The sequence below is a fragment of the Novosphingobium sp. genome (assembly GCF_036803765.1).
GTDB lineage: Bacteria > Pseudomonadota > Alphaproteobacteria > Sphingomonadales > Sphingomonadaceae > Novosphingobium.
Window position 1 is genome coordinate 85,035 of the sequence record NZ_DAIRTS010000010.1, and the last position, 16,603, is coordinate 101,637.

A 16,603-nucleotide genomic window follows, 5' to 3' on the forward strand; every position below is an offset into this window, starting at 1 on the left:
TCCGCCGCCACGCCTCCAGGGATGACCATGACGGGGAAGCGGCGGCCCATACCGGATCGCACCGAAAATGCAAGCCGGCACGGGCACGCCGTGGCCAGGAGCGGCCCCCACGCTCCTCCCCATCGCCGATGGGGAGGTGGCAGACGCATCAGCGGCTGAAGGAGGGGTTCCCCCCCTCAGCCCAGCGCGGCCTGCGCCGCTGCAAGCCGCGCGATCGGCACGCGATAGGGGCTGGCCGAGACGTAATCGAGGCCGACCTTTTCGCAGAACGCGATCGAGGCTGGGTCGCCGCCGTGCTCGCCACAGATGCCCAGCTTGATTTCGGGGCGCGTCTTTCGGCCGCGTTCCGCCGCCAGTTCGACCAGCTGGCCGACGCCCTCGATGTCGAGGCTGACGAAGGGATCGCGCGGGTAGATGCCCTGCTCGACATAGGGGTTGAGGAACCGGGCGGCATCGTCGCGGCTGACCCCCAGCGTCGTCTGCGTGAGGTCGTTGGTGCCGAACGAGAAGAACGTGCCTTCCTCGGCGATCTCGCCCGCCATGAGCGCGGCGCGCGGCAGCTCGATCATCGTGCCCACGAGGTAGTCGAGCGTCTTGCCCTTGTCGGCGAAGACCTGCGCCGCGACGCGATCGACGAGGGCGCGCAGGATCTGCAGCTCCTTCTTGGTCGCGACGAGCGGGATCATCACCTCGGGCACGACCGCCTCGCCCGAACGCGTGGCGACCTCGACCGCCGCTTCGAAGATCGCCTGCGCCTGCATCTCGTAGATCTCGGGGAAGGTGATCCCGAGGCGGCAGCCGCGATGGCCGAGCATCGGGTTGAACTCGTGCAGTTCGCCCGCGCGGCGCTTGAGGTGGTCGACGCCCAGGCCGGTCACTTCGGCCAGTTCCTCGAACTCGGCATCGCCGTGCGGCAGGAATTCGTGCAGCGGCGGGTCGAGCAGGCGGATGGTGACGGGCAGGCCGGCCATGACCTCGAAGATCGCGATGAAGTCGCTGCGCTGTTCGGGCAGCAGCTTGGCCAGCGCGGTGCGGCGGCCGGCTTCGTCTTCGGCGAGGATCATCTGGCGCACGGCCGAGATGCGGCCCGCGTCGAAGAACATGTGTTCGGTGCGGCACAGGCCGATGCCCTCGGCGCCGAACTGGCGCGCGACCTGGCAGTCGACCGGGGTTTCGGCGTTGGTACGCACCTTCATGCGGCGATGCTTGTCCGCCCAGACCATCAGCGTGGCGAAATCGCCGACCAGCTCGGGCTCGACCATCGGGACTTCGCCCCACATGATGTCGCCGTTCGAGCCGTCGAGCGTGATGACGTCGCCCTCGGCGACTTCGCGCGAACCGATGCGGGCCTTGCGTGCGGCCATGTCGATCGACAGGCCCGACGCGCCCGAGACGCAGGGACGGCCCATGCCGCGCGCGACCACCGCCGCGTGGCTGGTCATGCCGCCGCGGGCGGTGAGGATACCCCGCGCGGCGTGCATGCCGTGGATGTCCTCGGGGCTGGTCTCGACACGCACTAGGATGACCGCGTCACCCCGCTCTGCGCGTGCCTGCGCGGTATCGGCATCGAACACCACCGCGCCCGAGGCTGCGCCTGGCGAGGCGGGCAGGCCCTTGGCCAGCACGTCGCGCGGGGCCTTGGGATCGAGCGTCGGGTGCAGCAGCTGGTCGAGCGCCATCGGGTCGATGCGCCTGATCGCGGTCGCCTCGTCGATCAGGCCTTCGCCGACCATGTCGACTGCCATCTTGAGCGCGGCCTTGGCGGTGCGCTTGCCCGAGCGGGTCTGCAGCATCCACAGCTTGGTCTTCTCGACCGTGAACTCGATGTCCTGCATGTCCTTGTAGTGCTTTTCCAGCAGCTCGAACACGGCCGCCAGTTCGGCATAGGCCTCGGGCATCGCCTCTTCCATCGACAGCGGCTTGGCCCCGGCACGCTCGCGCGCGGCCTTGGTCAGGTACTGCGGGGTGCGGATGCCGGCGACGACGTCCTCGCCTTGGGCGTTGACCAGCCATTCGCCGTAATAGGCCTTCTCACCGGTGGCGGGGTCACGCGTGAAGGCGACGCCGGTGGCCGAGGTGTCGCCCATGTTGCCGAAGACCATCGCCTGGACGTTGACCGCGGTGCCCCAGTCGGCCGGAATGTCGTTGAGCCGGCGATAGACCTTGGCGCGCTCGCTTTCCCAGCTGTCGAACACCGCGCCGATCGCGCCCCAGAGCTGTTCGTGCACGTCCTGCGGGAAGGGGTGGCCGAGTTCGTCGGCGACGATCGCCTTGTACTCGCCGACCAGCTTCTGCCAGTTCTCCGCGGTCATCTCGACGTCGGCATAATAGCCGTTGTCTTCCTTGGCGATCTCCAGCGCATCCTCGAAGCGGTGATGGTCGACGCCGAGCACCACGTCCGAATACATCTGGATGAAGCGGCGATAGCTGTCCCACGCGAAGCGCGCATCGCCCGAATCCGCCGCCAGCCCCTCGACGGTCGTGTCGTTGAGGCCGAGGTTGAGCACGGTGTCCATCATGCCCGGCATCGACACCCGCGCGCCCGAGCGGACCGAGACCAGCAGCGGCGTCGCGGCGTCACCGAAGGTGCGGCCGGTGGTCGCCTCGATATGGGCGAGGCCCGCCGCAACGCCCGCCTTGAGATCGGCGTCGAAGCTCTTGCCTGCGCTGTTGTATTGCGCGCAGACTTCGGTGCTGATGGTGAAACCCGGCGGCACCGGCAGGCCGATGCCCGCCATCTCGGCAAGGTTCGCGCCCTTGCCGCCGGTGATGGTCTTGTCCCTGGCCCGGGGATCGTCGTTTCGTGCGCCACCGCCGAAATGGAATACGTATGCACTCATCGTTACAGCCCGTTCCTTGCGCCAGGTATGAATAACAAAAAATCGTCCGGAGAGGGGGACGGATCGAGGGGCTCAGCCCTCGATCCGGGAGAAGTCCGCCACTTTGTGCACCGCAGCACGAACTTGGTCAAGCAGTGACAAGCGGTGATGCCGCTTGCGCGCGTCGCCATCGTTGACGGTAACGCTATCGAAGAACGCGTCGATCGGGGCGCGCAGCGAAGCGAGCGCTGCCATGGCTGCGGTATAGTCCTCCGCCTCCACCGCGCGCTCCACTTGCGGCACGGCGGCATCGAGTGCTGCCATCAGCGCAGCTTCCGCCGCTTCGGGCTCGTAGCCCAGGCCGGGCTGGCCGTGCACGAATTCCGCGGCGATGTCGCGGAACTCGGGATCGTCGACCAGCACCAGCGGGTCTTCCTCGCCGGTGGGCGGCGAGACGCCTTCGCCATGTGCGCCGGCGTTGGGCGAGCCTTCCTTCTTGAGGATGTTGGCGGCGCGCTTGTACCCGGCGAGCAGGTTGGTGCCGTCCTCGGTGCCGACGAAGGCCTGGAGTGCGGCGACGCGGGCGAGCAGGCGCACGAGATCGCTTTCGCCGCCGAGCGCGAAGACCGCGTCGATGAGGTCGTGGCGCACGCCCGCCTCGCGCTGCTGGACCTTGAGGCGGTCGGCGAAGAAGCCGAGCAAAGCAGGTACTGCATCAGATATGCCGGCATCGCACAACGCGAAAGCTAGATACTCAGCTTTTGATGGAAATTCGAACAGATCGTTATCTTCCGCCGATGGCATCCGATGTTGACTTTCGAAGAAGCTGCGACGTTCAAGATACGCTTCATGATCAATAGTTTCATGAAATGAGTGAGTGCCCGCTAAAAACGTCGCTATAGTTTGCAAAACTACGTGCCGAAGATCTAATCGTAAGTTATTTTTGTGAATTATGGCAATGATGCCTATGGCATAGCGGCGCAATGCAAATGGATCTTTAGACCCGGTTGGCGCCATCGACTTATAAAAAAAGCAACAAACCGTATCGAGCTTGTCCGCCAGCGCGACGCAGACCGAAACCGGCGCCGTGGGCACGTCGTCGCCCTGGCCGACCGGCTTGTAGTGATCGCGGATCGCATCGGCGACGGCATCGGGCAGGCCCTCGGCACGCGCGTAATAGCCGCCCATCAGGCCCTGCAGTTCGGGGAATTCGCCGACCATGTCGGTGACGAGGTCGGCCTTGCACAGCTCTGCCGCCTGGCGGGCGAGGGCGGGGTCTGCCCCCGGCACCACGCCTTCGCGCGCGAGCCACTCGGCCAGGTCGGCGACGCGCGCGACCTTGTCGGCCACGGTGCCCAGCTTCTCGTGGAAGGTGATGCGCGCCAGCTTCTGCGCCTGCTGCGCCAGCGGAACCTTTTTGTCCTGCTCCCAGAAGAAGCGGGCGTCGGACAGGCGCGCGGCAAGGACCTTGCGATTGCCGGCGACGATCGCCGTGCCGCCGTCGGTCGCCGCGATGTTGGCGGTGCAGACGAAGGCATTGGCCAGGCGCCCTTCGGCGTCGCGGCAGATGAAGTACTTCTGGTTGACGCGCGCGGTCAGCTGGATGACCTCGGGCGGCACTTCGAGGAACGCCTCGTCGAAGCGGCCGAGCAGCGGCTGCGGCCATTCGGTGAGGCCGGCGTTCTCGACCACCAGTCCTTCGTCGTCGACCAAGACCAGGCCGGCTTCGGCCGCCGCGGTGCGGGCCTTGTCGCGCACGATCGCCTCGCGCTCGGCATGGTCGACGATGACATGGGCATCGCGCAGCTTGGCGGCATAGTCCGACACGCCAGTGATCGTGATGTCGCCCTGGTGGTGGAAACGGTGGCCGCGCGTGATCGTGCCCGAACGCACGCCGCCCACTTCGCAGTCGATCGCCACATCACCCAGGATCGCGATGATGCCCGACAGCGGGCGCACCCAGCGCAGGCTCTCCGGGCTGAACGAGCGCGCGCCCCAGCGCTGCGACTTGGGCCAGGGGAAAGCGCGCACGATCGCGGGGATCGCTTCGGCGAGCACGTCGCTAGTTGCGCGGCCGGGCTTCTCGGTGATCGCGAAAAGCACGCCGTCGCGCTCGGTCAGCTGCTCGCGCGTCAGGCCGGTCTTGCGCAGGAACCCTTCGAGCGCCTGCGGCGGCGCCGAGGCGCGCGGGCCCTTGACCTCTTCGCTGACCGCTTCGGTCGCCAGCGGCAGGTCGCGCGCGATCAGCGCAAGGCGGCGCGGTGTGGACCATACGGTCACGGCGCCGGCGCTGAGGCCGGCGGCGGTGAGTTCCTTGCGGAACAGCTTTTCCAGATCGGCGCGCGCGCCGGCCTGCATCCGCGCGGGGATTTCTTCCGAGCGCAATTCGAGCAGGAAATCGGCGGTCATGCGGCGTCTCGTGTTGATGCTGGGTTGGTGCTTTTGCGCTTCGACAGGCTCAGGGCGAACGGGGGGCGGGGATGAACCCTGTAACCTACACCCGTTCGGGCTGAGCTTGTCGAAGCCCTCCTCAGGCCAGGCCTGCTCACGCGCTCCACCCCGGGTACTTCTGCGCCCACTCGTCCTTGAACTTGTCCATATAGGCCTCGCACGAACCACGCGCGAGGTCGCGGACCTTGCCCATGTAGCTGGCGCGTTCCTGGACCGAGATCACGCCACGCGCCTGGAGCAGGTTGAAGACATGGCTGGCCTCGATCGCCTGCTCGTAGGCCGGGATCGGCAGCTTCGCGTCGAGGCAGTTGCGGCACTCGGCCACGGCCTTGTCGAACAGGTCCAACAGCGCGGTGGTATCGGCCACCTCGAAGTTCCACTTCGACATCTGCTTCTCGTTCTCGAGAAACACCTGGCCATAGGTCACGCCCTGGCTGTTGTACGCCAGGTCATAGACGTTATCGACGCCCTGGATGTACATCGCGAGGCGCTCCAGGCCGTAGGTCAGCTCGCCCGCGACGGGCTTGCAGTCGAAGCCGCCCATCTGCTGGAAGTAGGTGAACTGGGTCACTTCCATGCCGTCGCACCACACTTCCCAGCCGAGGCCCCAGGCGCCCAGCGTCGGCGATTCCCAGTCGTCTTCGACGAAGCGGATGTCGTGGCTCAGCGGATCGACGCCGATCGCGCGCAGGCTGTCGAGGTAGAGGTCCTGCATGTCGGCCGGGCTTGGCTTCATGATGACCTGATACTGGTAGTAATGCTGCAGCCGGTTGGGGTTCTCGCCATAGCGGCCGTCGGTAGGACGGCGGCTGGGCTGCACGTAGGCCGCGTTCCACGGCTCCGGGCCGAGCGAGCGCAGCGTGGTGGCGGGGTGGAACGTGCCGGCGCCGACGCGCATGTCGTACGGCTGCAGGACGAGGCAACCCTTCTCGCTCCAGTAGGCGTGAAGGCGCAGGATCATGTCCTGCAGGCTGAGCGGCTGTGATGCGATTGCGGCCATGATGGCCCTGCCCATGGCCGATGGCGCAGGGCAAATCAACCGCCAGCGCAGCGCAAGTGGAGACTTCCCATCACGCGTTGGCCCATGCATGGGATGTCCCATGCACCCGCTTTCCCGCATCGCCGCGTTTGGTCTCCTGCTCGTCGCCCTGCCGCCGACGCTGGCCGCCTGCCACAAGCCGCCGGCAAAGGCGGAAGCGGCCGCTCCCGCGCACGTCGCCTTGTGGGAAATTTCCGACACCTCGGGCACCCGCGGCTGGCTGTTCGGCACGGTCCACGCGCTGCCGGCGGGGCTGCAGTGGCGCCGCCCGGCGATCGACACCGCGCTGGCCCGGGCCGACCGCCTCGTGCTCGAGATCGCGCAGCCGCTCGATGGCAATGTGGCCGGCGTGGCGCTGGCACGGCTGGCCTACACCCCCGGCCTCCCGCCGCCCTCGGCGCGTGTCGCGATGAAGTACCGCGATGCGCTGGCCAAGGTCTACAAACAACTCGGCCTCACCGACGCGCAGTTCCAGAACGAGGAATCGTGGGCCGTGGCGCTGCAGATCGCGGCGACCGGGGGGCAGAAGGAAGGCATGGACCCGGCCAGCGGTGTCGAGCCGCAATTGCGTCGGCTGATCGGGACGAAGCCGGTCGAAGGGCTGGAAACCCTCGACGGACAATTCGGCATCTTCGATTCGCTGCCGGAGCCCGCACAGACTACGCTGCTCGAACAGGTGGCGGTGGAAGCCGCGGACGACCGCGACGACGAGGCCGACATGCTCAAGCTGTGGCTGCGCGGCGATGACCTCGGCATCGCGCGCGAGAGCGAGACGGGTTTCCTCGGCGATCCGCAATTGCACCAGGCGCTGCTCAGCGGCCGCAATTCCGCGTGGGCCACCAAAGTCGACGCGATGCTCAAGGCCGGCGCCATGCCCTTCGTCGCCGTAGGGGCGGCGCATGTGGCAGGCAGCGACGGCCTGCCCGAACTGCTCAAGGCGCGGGGCTGGCAGGTGCGCCGGGTCGACTGAGCCGGCTATTCCGGCAGGGACGCCAGCCGCTCGGCCATCGCGGCGAAGAGGGCAGGGGTGGAGGCGCCGATCAGGCCACGTTCGCCGATCTGGTCCACCCGGTAAGGGCGGCCATCGGGACGCGCGGCCTTGCCGCCCGCCTCGTTGACGAACAGCACGCCCGCGGCATGATCCCAGGGCAGCGTGCGCTCGAAGATCGAGACGTCGTTCACGCCCAGCACCAGCCGGGGATATTGCTCTGCGGCACAGCGGGGGATGTCGACCACGCGATAGTGCGGCAGGATGTGCTGGCGCATCGCCTCACGCTGGGCGGCGTCCATGAACACCGTGGAGATCGCCGCGACGGGCGGTTGCTGCCCGGTGGCCGCTGCCGTGACCGGTGTGCCGTCGACGAAGGCGCCGCGGCCCCTCTGCGCCGTGCACAGGCGGCCTGACAGGACATCGTAGATCCAGCCGGCCACGCAGTCACCGTCCTCGGCAAGCGCGATCAGAACGCCAAACGGCGGCTTGCCGGCCGCGAAATTGTTGGTGCCGTCGAGCGGGTCGATGATCCAGCACAGCCCCTCGCGCAGGCGCTCCATGATGGCGGGCTCAGCATGGGCGGCTTCCTCGCCGACCACTGCGGCCTCTGGCAGCAGTGCGGAGAGCCCCTCGGTCAGCAGGCGCTCGGCATGGGTGTCGGCCACGGTGACGACATCGTCCGCGGCCTTGGCGGTCACGTCCTGGGCCGAAAGCTGACGATATCGCGGTGCAATCGCCTCGGCCGCGACGTGGCGGATCAATGCAGCGACGGCAGTGTCGAGGTGCGGCGTCCAGCTCATGTGAACGGCACCGCCGCGATCGTCTGGAAGCCGGGGCGCTGGCGCAGCCGGTCCATCCACGCCTCGACATGGGGCAGGCTGGGCCGCTCTATAGGCAGGCTGAACCAGGTGTGCGCGTAAGTGCCCATCGGGATGTCGGCGATGCCGAAGGCCGTGCCGGTCAGGAACGGCGTGCGCGCCAACCGGTCATCGAGCATCGCCATCAGCGCGGCGCAGGTCTCGGCCGATTTCGCCACCACGGGATCGCTGCCATCCTTGCCGCCGCGCACGCAGCCCAGGAACGCATCGCGTTGCGCATCGGCGTAGAGGAACTGCCAGTCCATCCACTGGTCGCCCATCGCCCGCGCGGCGGGATCGGCAGGCCACAGCGCCGGCGCATGCGCCGCCGCCAGATAGCGCAGGATCGCGTTCGATTCCCAGACGGCGACCTCGCCATCCTCGATCATCGGCACGAGGCGATTGGGGTTCTTCGCCAGATACTCCGGCGTGTAGCCGAAGGAGCCGCCCATCTCGCGCCGTTCGTAGGCGAGGCCGCATTCGATCGCGCCCCACATCACCTTCTTGACGTTGTGCGAGTTGATGCGCCCCCAGATTACCAGCATCGCGGCTCAGCTCCGGTAGTCGGCGTTGATCGAGATATAGCCGTGCGTCAGGTCGCAGGTCCACACCGTCGCGCGGCCCTCGCCGAGGCCGAGATCGACCTCGATCGAGATCTCGCGGCCCTTGAGGTGCGCGGCGACCGGCGTCTCGTCGTAATCGGCCAGCGGCTGGCCGTCGCGCGCCGCCCAGGTTCCGCCAAAGCCGATCGACAGCCGGTCACGGTCGGCAGGTTCGCCCGCCTTGCCCACGGCCATGACGACGCGGCCCCAGTTGGCATCCTCGCCGGCGATGGCGGTCTTGACCAGCGGCGAGTTGGCGATGGCAAGGCCGACCCGGCGCGCGCTGGCGTCGCTCACCGCGCCCGAGACGCTGACCGCGATGAACTTCTGCGCGCCTTCGCCATCCTTGACTACGAGATGCGCCAGCTCGCGGCAGACCTGTTCGATCGCCGCGGCGAACGCCTCGCCGCCCGTGTCGCTGCGGCTGCTGATGCGTGCGTTGCCGGCCTTGCCGGTGGCGAAGGCCAGCACGGTGTCGCTGGTCGAGGTGTCGCTGTCGACCGTGATGCACGAGAACGTGCGTTCGTTGGCGGCCGAGAGGCATTCCTGCAGATACGCGGGGCTGACCGCGGCATCGGTGAAGACGTAGCCCAGCATCGTTGCCATGTCGGGCGCAATCATGCCCGAGCCCTTGATGATCGCCGACAGCGTGACGGTGGTATCGCCAACGATCGCCGTGGCGGTCGAGCCCTTGGCGAAGGTGTCGGTGGTACCGATGGTCTCGGCCGCTTCCTGCCAGGTGCACGGCGCCGCGACCAGCGCGGCCTCGATCCCGGCGCGCGCTTTATCCTTGGGCAGCGGCACGCCGATGACCCCGGTGGACGAGACGAAGACCTCCTCGCGCGCGCAACCGGCGTGGGCCGCGACCTGGCCCATGATCGCCTCGACGGCCTCGCGTCCGCGATAGCCGGTAAAAGCGTTGGAATTGCCGGCATTGACCACCAACGCCCGGGCACGGCCCTGGGCCAGGTTCTGCCGGCCGATCTCGACCTCGGACGAGCAACAGACGTTGCGCGTGAAGACGCCGGCTACGGCAGTGCCCTCGGCCAGCTCCACGTACGTCAGGTCGCAGCGACCCCAGTCCTTGTATCCAGCGCGGGCAATGCGCGGTGTCACACCGGCGATCGCGGGCAGGGCGGGGAAGGGCGTGGCGAGCGGGGAAGTGGCGTCCGACATGGGGCGGGTGCCTAGCGATTTGCGATGCGCTCGTCCACGGCGCCGTCGGCTTTCGAAACGGTGTGAACACGCGTTGACAGGGCCAAGGCTCGCATTCATCCCGGTCATTGCAGAAAATCAGGGGGGTGCGGCAATGACTATGATGGGGCGGGGCCTATCCGCCGTTGGCGGTCTGACATTTCTGGCGGCCCCGGCACTTGTAGCTGCGGCAGCGACGCCCGCTTTGCCGGACTCGCCACCGCAGCCATCGGGAAATCCCGGCGGCTGGGTTACGGCAAACGACTATCCCCACACCAGCGATCCCTATGCCAGCGGCACGACTCAATTCCAGCTGGCCGTCGATGCCTCGGGCAAAGTCATGGATTGCACGATTACCCAAAGCAGCGGCCACGCCGAACTCGATGCCGCAACCTGCCGGCTGCTTCGTGAGCGCGCCGCGTTTGTCCCCGCGATGCACGCCGGCAAGCCCGTGCCCGGCACTTATTCGAACAGCGTCCTTTGGCAGAAAAGCCCGGATTCCGGCGAACCGCGGATGCCGACGCCCTATCGCCAGCAACTTATCTACACGATTGCGGCCGATGGCACGGTCGCGGGGTGTGAGGGCGTCGACAACGAGGGCAATCACCGGACGGCGGGACCAGGTACCGGGCTGATCGAATGCCCTGCCGGCAAGCAATTCCCCATTCCGCGCGATGCGGCGGGCAAGCCTGTGGCGCGCCGCGTGACGGCGACTTTCACCCTCACGGTCGATGACGTGCGCTGACAGGTAGAGGCCGGCGCCGTTCGGAGCGCCGCCGTGTCGTATGCGGCATCTGCCGTTTGCACTTTACGTGCGGCGAGCCGTTCCCTATCTCGGCTCGCGATGCGGTTTCTGCTCGTCCTGTTTGCGCTGCTCAGCGGCCTTTCCCTGCCGGAGGCGGCGAATGCCGTGCCGCGCACCGAGGTGGCCGGGCCGCAGCATGTGGGCACGGCCCTCGTGCCGGTGGCCGTGCATTGCGTGGTCCAGGCCGCGCGCGTCGAGGCTGCCCGGCCCAGTTTCCATGTCGCGCAGCAGGCGCCGCACCCGGTGCTCGAGCCGGTCGCACTGGGCTTTGCCGCCACGCAGCGTTCCGACCGCGCCCGCGAATAGCGCGCCGGAACAGCCTGACCTGCCGGCGTGATTTCGCCGGCACCAAATCCCGACATCTGCGTTTGCCGCCCGAAGCGCCTGACCGGCGCCGGCGTTCGCGCCCCATACTTCGACAGACAGGAACCACCCGCCATGTTCGGCGCCCTCGCCAAGTCCCTCTTCGGTTCGTCCAACGACCGCTACGTCAAGTCGCTCGACAAGCTGGTCAAGCAAATTTCCGCCTTCGAACCCGCCGTCCAGGCGATGAGTGACGAAGAACTGGCTGGCCAGACCGTCAAGTTTCGCGCCCAGCTGGAAGCCGGCACAAAGCTAGACGACCTGCTGCCCGAAGCCTTCGCCACCGTGCGCGAGGCGGCCACCCGTACCATGGGCATGCGCCACTTCGACGTGCAGATGATCGGCGGCATCGTGCTCCATCGCGGCGAGATCGCTGAAATGCGCACCGGCGAGGGCAAGACCCTGGTCGCGACGCTGGCGGTCTATCTCAACGCGCTCGAGGGCAAGGGCGTTCACGTCGTGACCGTCAACGACTACCTCGCCAAGCGTGACGCTGAGACCATGGGCGTGCTCTACAAGTTCCTCGGCCTGACGGTCGGCGTGATCGTGCCGAACCTCAACGAGTATGAGCGGCGTGAGGCCTACGAGGCCGACATCACCTACGCGACCAACAACGAGCTCGGCTTCGACTACCTGCGCGACAACATGAAGCACGAGCGCAGCCAGATGGTGCAGCGCGCCTTCAACTACGCGATCGTCGACGAGGTCGACTCGATCCTGATCGACGAGGCACGCACCCCGCTGATCATCTCCGGCCCGACCGACGACAAGAGCGACCTCTATATCTCGGTCGACGCGGTGGTGAAGACGATCGACCCCTCGCTCTACGAGGCGGACGAGAAGACCAAGAGCATCACGCTCACCGAAGACGGCGTCGAGTGGGTCGAGCGCGCGCTGGAAACGGCGGGGCTGCTGGTCGGCACCAACCTCTACGACGTCGAGAACACGATGGTGGTCCACCACCTCGACCAGGCGCTCAAGGCCAATGTCATGTTCAAGCGTGACATCGACTACATCGTCAAGGACGACAAGGTCGTCATCATCGACGAGTTCACCGGCCGCATGATGGACGGCCGGCGCTGGTCGAACGGCCTGCACCAGGCGGTCGAGGCCAAGGAAGGCGTCAAGATCGAGCCCGAGAACCAGACGATGGCCTCGATCACCTTCCAGAACTACTTCCGCATGTATCCCAAGCTTTCGGGCATGACCGGCACCGCCGCGACCGAGGCGCCCGAATTCTTCGACATCTATAAGATGAACGTCGTCTCGATTCCGACCAACGTGCCGGTGCGCCGGATCGACGAGGACGACGAGTTCTACAAGAACACCAACGACAAGTTCGCCGCCATCGCGCGCCTGATCCGCGAGAAGCACGAGATCGGCCAGCCGGTGCTGGTCGGCACCGTGTCGATCGAGAAGTCGGAACTGCTGAGCGAGTTCCTGACCCGCGAAGGCGTCAAGCACGCGGTGCTCAACGCCCGCTTCCACGAGATGGAGGCGCACATCGTCGCGCAGGCCGGCGGCCTTGGCGCGGTGACGATCGCCACGAACATGGCCGGTCGCGGTACTGACATCAAGCTGGGCGGCAACCTCGAATTCCGCGTCGAGGACGAGCTGCGCGACATGCCCGAGGGGCCGGAACGCGATGCCGCGATCGCGCGCATCGCCGCCGAGATCGAGGTGCAGCGTGCCAAGGTGCTCGAGGCCGGCGGCCTGTGCGTCATCGGCACCGAGCGCCACGAAAGCCGCCGCATCGACAACCAGCTGCGCGGCCGTTCGGGCCGCCAGGGCGACCCCGGCCTGTCGAAATTCTACCTCTGCCTCGAGGACGACCTCCTGCGCATCTTCGGGCCGGACACGCTGTTCGCCCGCATGATGAACTCGAACCTCGCTGATGGCGAGGCGATCGGGTCGAAGTGGCTGTCGAAGGCGATCGAGACCGCGCAGAAGAAGGTCGAGGCGCGCAACTACGACATCCGCAAGCAGGTCGTCGAATACGACGACGTGATGAACGACCAGCGCAAGGTCATCTACGAGCAGCGCGCCGACATCATGGACGCGGGCGCGGTGGACGACGTGGTGATCGACATGCGCCACGACACGATCAACGCGATGGTCGCCGATGCCTGCCCCGCCGGCTCCTATCCCGAGCAGTGGAACATGGCCGGCCTTGCCGAGCGCACAGCCGACGTGCTGGGCCTGACCCCGCCGTTCGACCACTGGCTGGAAGAAGACGCGATCGAGCCGGACCTCATCGCCGAGCGCCTGATCGCGCTGGCCGATGCGCACATGGCAGCCAAGCTCGACACGGTGGACAAGGACTCGTGGGGCAACCTCGAGAAGTCCATCCTGCTCGAGCGGCTCGACCACCACTGGAAGGAACACTTGGCGACGCTCGACGCGCTGCGCCAGGTGGTGTTCCTGCGCGCCTATGCGCAGAAGACGCCGATCAACGAATACAAGCAGGAAGCCTTCGGCCTGTTCGAGAAGATGCTCGACGCGATCCGCGAGGACGTGACGCGCATCCTGATGATCAGCGAGATCCAGATGCAGCCGATGCAGGATTTTACCCTGCCCGAACTGCCCGATTTCCTGACCAGCCACATCGACCCGTTCACCGGCGAAAACGACGCCACGCCGCAGGTTCCGGGCGCGGCGGCGATGCTCGGCGCGATGGGTGGCGGTTACGGCGCCGCGGCGGCCGCGCCGGTTGCGGGCGAAGACCCCTATGCCGGCCAGGGCATCAATCGCAACGCCCCGTGCCCCTGCGGCTCGGGCCAGAAGTACAAGCACTGCCACGGCGTGGCAGCGTAAGATCGATCAAGAGGATATTGCAGTGGACAAGACCATCAAGCTGACGCTGACCGAAGACGAGGGCGAGATGATCGTCGACGCGCTCGAGGTCGATCTCGAAGGCTACCTTGAATCCGCCAAGGAAGCGCGCGGCAACAACAACCGTGCCGACGTGGAAACCTTTACCGAGGCGGCCGAGCGCATCCAGAAGCTGATCGCCAAGATCCGCGCGCTGCTCGACTGATCGTCGAATAAGGACGCAAAAAAGGGGCGGGAGCGCTTGGCTCCCGCCCCTTTTTTGTGCCCGCTCTCCCCTCCCGCCTGCGGGAGGGGTCGGGGGAGGGCATGTTCGATCCGCCGTAGCGGACAAAACGCCGCCCCCCCTCCGACCGCCTGCGGCGGCCACCTCCCCCCGCGGGGCGGAGGGAGGATCTTCAGCCTAGCGCGGCCTGCTTTTCCGCGGCCAGCCGGTCAAGTTCGGCACGGCTGCGCTTTTCGGCGGCGGTCTTGAGCTGGCCGCACGCGGCGTCGATATCGCGGCCGCGCGGAGTGCGCACCGGGGCGGAGATGCCCGCCTCGAACACGATCTCGGCGAAGCGCTTGATGCGCTCGGGCGTCGAGCATTCGTAAGGAGCGCCCGGCCAGGGGTTGAACGGGATCAGGTTGACCTTGGCCGGCAGCTTGTAGTGCTTGAGGAGGCGCACCAGTTCGCGCGCATCGTCGTCGCTGTCGTTGCGATCCTTGAGCATCACGTATTCGAACGTGATGCGCCGCGCGTTGCTCGCACCGGGATAATCGGCGCAGGCCTGGAGCAGTTCTTCCAGCCCGTACTTGCGGTTGATCGGCACGATCTCGTCACGCACATCCTTGGTCACCGCGTGGAGCGAGACGGCTAGGTTCACCCCGATCTCTTCGCCCGCGCGCGCCATGGTCGGCACGACGCCGGCCGTCGAGAGCGTGATGCGGCGCTTGGACAGCGCGAGGCCGTCGCCGTCCATCACCAGCTTGAGCGCATCGCGCACGTTGTCGAAATTGTAGAGCGGTTCGCCCATGCCCATCATCACGATGTTGGTGAGCAGGCGCCCGTCCGAGGTGTAGGTGCCTTCTTCCTCGTCGAGGTCGAGGCCGGCCATCGAGCCCTTGGGCCATTCGCCCAGCGCGTCACGCGCGAGCATGACCTGCCCGACGATCTCGCCCGGCGTCAGGTTGCGGACCAGGCGCATCGTGCCGGTGTGGCAGAAGCGGCAGTTGAGCGTGCAGCCGACCTGGCTCGACACGCAGAGCGTGCCGCGATCCGCATCGGGGATGAACACCATTTCATAATCGTGCGCATCGGAGGTGCGCAGCAGCCACTTGCGCGTCCCATCGGTCGAGACTTGCGCCTCGACCACGTCGGGCCGGCCGATGACAAAACGGTCGGCCAGCCAGGGGCGCATGGTCTTGGCGATGTCGGTCATCGCCTCGAACTCGGTCACGCCGCGATGATAGAGCCAGTGGAATACCTGCTTGGCACGCAGCTTGGCGGCCTTGGCGTCGAGCCCGGCTGCGGCAAAGAGTTCGGCGATGCGCGGGCGGGGCAGGCCGATGAGATCGACCTTGCCATCGCTGCGCGGCGTGACGTCGCGCGGCACGGGCACGGGATCGACATGACCGGGGATCGGCATCGAGGTCGGCATCGAGGTCGATGGGGAGGCGGGGCTCTCCGCAACAGGCGAAATGGGGGCGTTCATCCCGCGCCATATACGCATTTATCGGAAAATCGCCAGTGGTGGCGTCGATGCCTCATGCGCGCCGGTCTGCGGGATGGCTGTTGCAAAGATGCCACAGCATCTTGTTGTGTCACGTTCATGAAACTTATCGGGCCGCCGCGCCGTTCCTTGGCTGTCTGTCGGGTCGCACAACACCGATCGCCAAAATGGAACCTCGCAAGGTTTCGGTGATCGGCCGGCAAGACCAGAACAGTTCGCATGGAGTATGTTTTATGAAGATCATGATCGCCAGCCTGGCTGCCGCCTCGGCCCTCGCCGTTGCCGCTCCCGCCTTCGCGCAGGACACTGCAGGTACGCCGGAAATGCCGAACCGCACGTTCTCGGGCCCGCGCGTCGGCGCAGTGCTCGGCTATGACGTTAGCCGTTCCGGCAGCTCGGTCGACAATGACAACACCCGCAACCAGAAGCAGTCGATCAACGGCATGCTCTACGGTGGCGAGATCGGCTACGACGTGCCGGTCGGTTCCAATCTGGTTGTCGGCATCGACGGTGAAGTGACCGGCAGCACTGCCAGCTACCGCCGCACGGTCGAGCCCAACACCTTCAACCTCGGCCGCGTCGATGCCGGTCGTGACCTCTACGTCGGTGCGCGCGTCGGTTACGCCGTCTCGCCCAAGGCGCTGGTCTACGTGAAGGGTGGCTACACCAACGCCAGCTACAAGCTCCAGGGCCGCAACGGCACTGGTGACAGCACCGAAGACTACCGCATCACCACCGACGGCTACCGCGTCGGCGGCGGCGTGGAATATGCCTTCAGCCCGAAGACCTACGGCCGCATCGAGTATCGCTACTCGAACTACAGCCGCGCGAACTTCAACTTCGACGGCAACACCAGCGACCGCTTCGACGTCGACACCGACCGTCACCAGGTCGTCGCCAGCTACGGCCTGCGCTTCTGATCGCATGCTGATGGTTTGACG

The 16,603-nt window shown here is 66.7% G+C and carries 13 protein-coding genes; 6 read left to right on the forward strand and 7 right to left on the reverse strand.

What is annotated here, in order from left to right; genetic code table 11:
- Nucleotides 1-176: 176 nt before the first annotated feature.
- From ppdK to V7Q48_RS08910, 3 genes are all read right to left on the reverse strand, one after another.
- Entirely contained in the window at nt 177-2,840 is a 2,664-nt protein-coding gene (ppdK, locus tag V7Q48_RS08900) for a pyruvate, phosphate dikinase (protein ID WP_333837622.1), read from the reverse strand.
- 72 nt (nt 2,841-2,912) lie between these two features.
- On the reverse strand, nt 2,913-5,228 hold the full coding sequence (gene glyS, locus V7Q48_RS08905) for a glycine--tRNA ligase subunit beta (protein ID WP_333837623.1): 2,316 nt from the start codon (nt 5,226-5,228) through the stop codon (nt 2,913-2,915).
- A 136-nt stretch (nt 5,229-5,364) separates the two neighbouring features.
- Entirely contained in the window at nt 5,365-6,270 is a 906-nt protein-coding gene (locus tag V7Q48_RS08910) for a glycine--tRNA ligase subunit alpha (protein ID WP_333837624.1), read from the reverse strand.
- Nucleotides 6,271-6,370: 100 nt separating this feature from the next.
- On the opposite strand from V7Q48_RS08910, the gene V7Q48_RS08915 reads away from it, so the two are divergent.
- On the forward strand, nt 6,371-7,279 hold the full coding sequence (locus V7Q48_RS08915) for a TraB/GumN family protein (RefSeq protein ID WP_333837626.1): 909 nt from the start codon (nt 6,371-6,373) through the stop codon (nt 7,277-7,279).
- A gap of 5 nt (nt 7,280-7,284) precedes the next feature.
- On the opposite strand, the gene V7Q48_RS08920 is transcribed toward V7Q48_RS08915, so the two are convergent.
- The 3 genes from V7Q48_RS08920 to argJ are packed head-to-tail and all read right to left on the reverse strand — an operon-like array spanning nt 7,285 to nt 9,935.
- Nucleotides 7,285-8,100, reverse strand: a complete 816-nt coding sequence (locus V7Q48_RS08920) for an inositol monophosphatase family protein (protein ID WP_333837627.1) — start codon at nt 8,098-8,100, stop codon at nt 7,285-7,287.
- Entirely contained in the window at nt 8,097-8,702 is a 606-nt protein-coding gene (locus V7Q48_RS08925; protein ID WP_333837628.1) for a glutathione S-transferase family protein, read from the reverse strand. The genes V7Q48_RS08920 and V7Q48_RS08925 overlap by 4 nt, the downstream gene beginning before the upstream one ends.
- Nucleotides 8,703-8,708: 6 nt before the next feature.
- A complete protein-coding gene (gene argJ, locus V7Q48_RS08930; RefSeq protein WP_333837630.1) occupies nt 8,709-9,935 on the reverse strand; it encodes a bifunctional glutamate N-acetyltransferase/amino-acid acetyltransferase ArgJ in 1,227 nt (408 codons plus the stop codon).
- 139 nt (nt 9,936-10,074) lie between these two features.
- Here argJ and V7Q48_RS08935 point away from each other — a divergent pair, with 139 nt between their 5' ends.
- The 4 genes from V7Q48_RS08935 (at nt 10,075) to V7Q48_RS08950 (ending at nt 14,158) form a co-directional block, all read left to right on the forward strand.
- A complete protein-coding gene (locus V7Q48_RS08935) occupies nt 10,075-10,698 on the forward strand; it encodes an energy transducer TonB (RefSeq protein WP_333837632.1) in 624 nt (207 codons plus the stop codon).
- Between the two features lie 99 nt (nt 10,699-10,797).
- The gene (locus V7Q48_RS08940) at nt 10,798-11,064 is read left to right on the forward strand and encodes a hypothetical protein (RefSeq protein ID WP_333837634.1); all 267 of its coding nucleotides are present in this window, start codon (nt 10,798-10,800) and stop codon (nt 11,062-11,064) included.
- Between the two features lie 132 nt (nt 11,065-11,196).
- Entirely contained in the window at nt 11,197-13,935 is a 2,739-nt protein-coding gene (gene secA, locus V7Q48_RS08945; RefSeq protein WP_333837635.1) for a preprotein translocase subunit SecA, read from the forward strand.
- A 22-nt stretch (nt 13,936-13,957) separates the two neighbouring features.
- Complete coding sequence (locus V7Q48_RS08950; protein WP_333837638.1) at nt 13,958-14,158, forward strand: hypothetical protein; 201 nt, start codon at nt 13,958-13,960, stop codon at nt 14,156-14,158.
- Nucleotides 14,159-14,348: 190 nt separating this feature from the next.
- On the opposite strand, the gene rlmN is transcribed toward V7Q48_RS08950, so the two are convergent.
- Complete coding sequence (gene rlmN, locus V7Q48_RS08955) at nt 14,349-15,590, reverse strand: 23S rRNA (adenine(2503)-C(2))-methyltransferase RlmN (RefSeq protein WP_333837670.1); 1,242 nt, start codon at nt 15,588-15,590, stop codon at nt 14,349-14,351.
- Between the two features lie 305 nt (nt 15,591-15,895).
- Between rlmN and V7Q48_RS08960 the strand changes: the two genes are divergently transcribed.
- Complete coding sequence (locus V7Q48_RS08960; protein ID WP_333837639.1) at nt 15,896-16,582, forward strand: outer membrane protein; 687 nt, start codon at nt 15,896-15,898, stop codon at nt 16,580-16,582.
- Nucleotides 16,583-16,603 lie beyond the last annotated feature (21 nt).

Bases quoted from the DNA above. Each gene is read 5' to 3' on its own strand.
- ppdK (WP_333837622.1), bottom strand. From the start codon at position 2,840: ATGAGTGCATACGTATTCCATTTCGGCGGTGGCGCACGAAACGACGAT.
- glyS (WP_333837623.1), bottom strand. From the start codon at position 5,228: ATGACCGCCGATTTCCTGCTCGAATTGCGCTCGGAAGAAATCCCCGCG.
- V7Q48_RS08910 (WP_333837624.1), bottom strand. From the start codon at position 6,270: ATGGCCGCAATCGCATCACAGCCGCTCAGCCTGCAGGACATGATCCTG.
- V7Q48_RS08915 (WP_333837626.1), top strand. From the start codon at position 6,371: ATGCACCCGCTTTCCCGCATCGCCGCGTTTGGTCTCCTGCTCGTCGCC.
- V7Q48_RS08920 (WP_333837627.1), bottom strand. From the start codon at position 8,100: ATGAGCTGGACGCCGCACCTCGACACTGCCGTCGCTGCATTGATCCGC.
- V7Q48_RS08925 (WP_333837628.1), bottom strand. From the start codon at position 8,702: ATGCTGGTAATCTGGGGGCGCATCAACTCGCACAACGTCAAGAAGGTG.
- argJ (WP_333837630.1), bottom strand. From the start codon at position 9,935: ATGTCGGACGCCACTTCCCCGCTCGCCACGCCCTTCCCCGCCCTGCCC.
- V7Q48_RS08935 (WP_333837632.1), top strand. From the start codon at position 10,075: ATGATGGGGCGGGGCCTATCCGCCGTTGGCGGTCTGACATTTCTGGCG.
- V7Q48_RS08940 (WP_333837634.1), top strand. From the start codon at position 10,798: ATGCGGTTTCTGCTCGTCCTGTTTGCGCTGCTCAGCGGCCTTTCCCTG.
- secA (WP_333837635.1), top strand. From the start codon at position 11,197: ATGTTCGGCGCCCTCGCCAAGTCCCTCTTCGGTTCGTCCAACGACCGC.
- rlmN (WP_333837670.1), bottom strand. From the start codon at position 15,590: ATGCCGACCTCGATGCCGATCCCCGGTCATGTCGATCCCGTGCCCGTG.
- V7Q48_RS08960 (WP_333837639.1), top strand. From the start codon at position 15,896: ATGAAGATCATGATCGCCAGCCTGGCTGCCGCCTCGGCCCTCGCCGTT.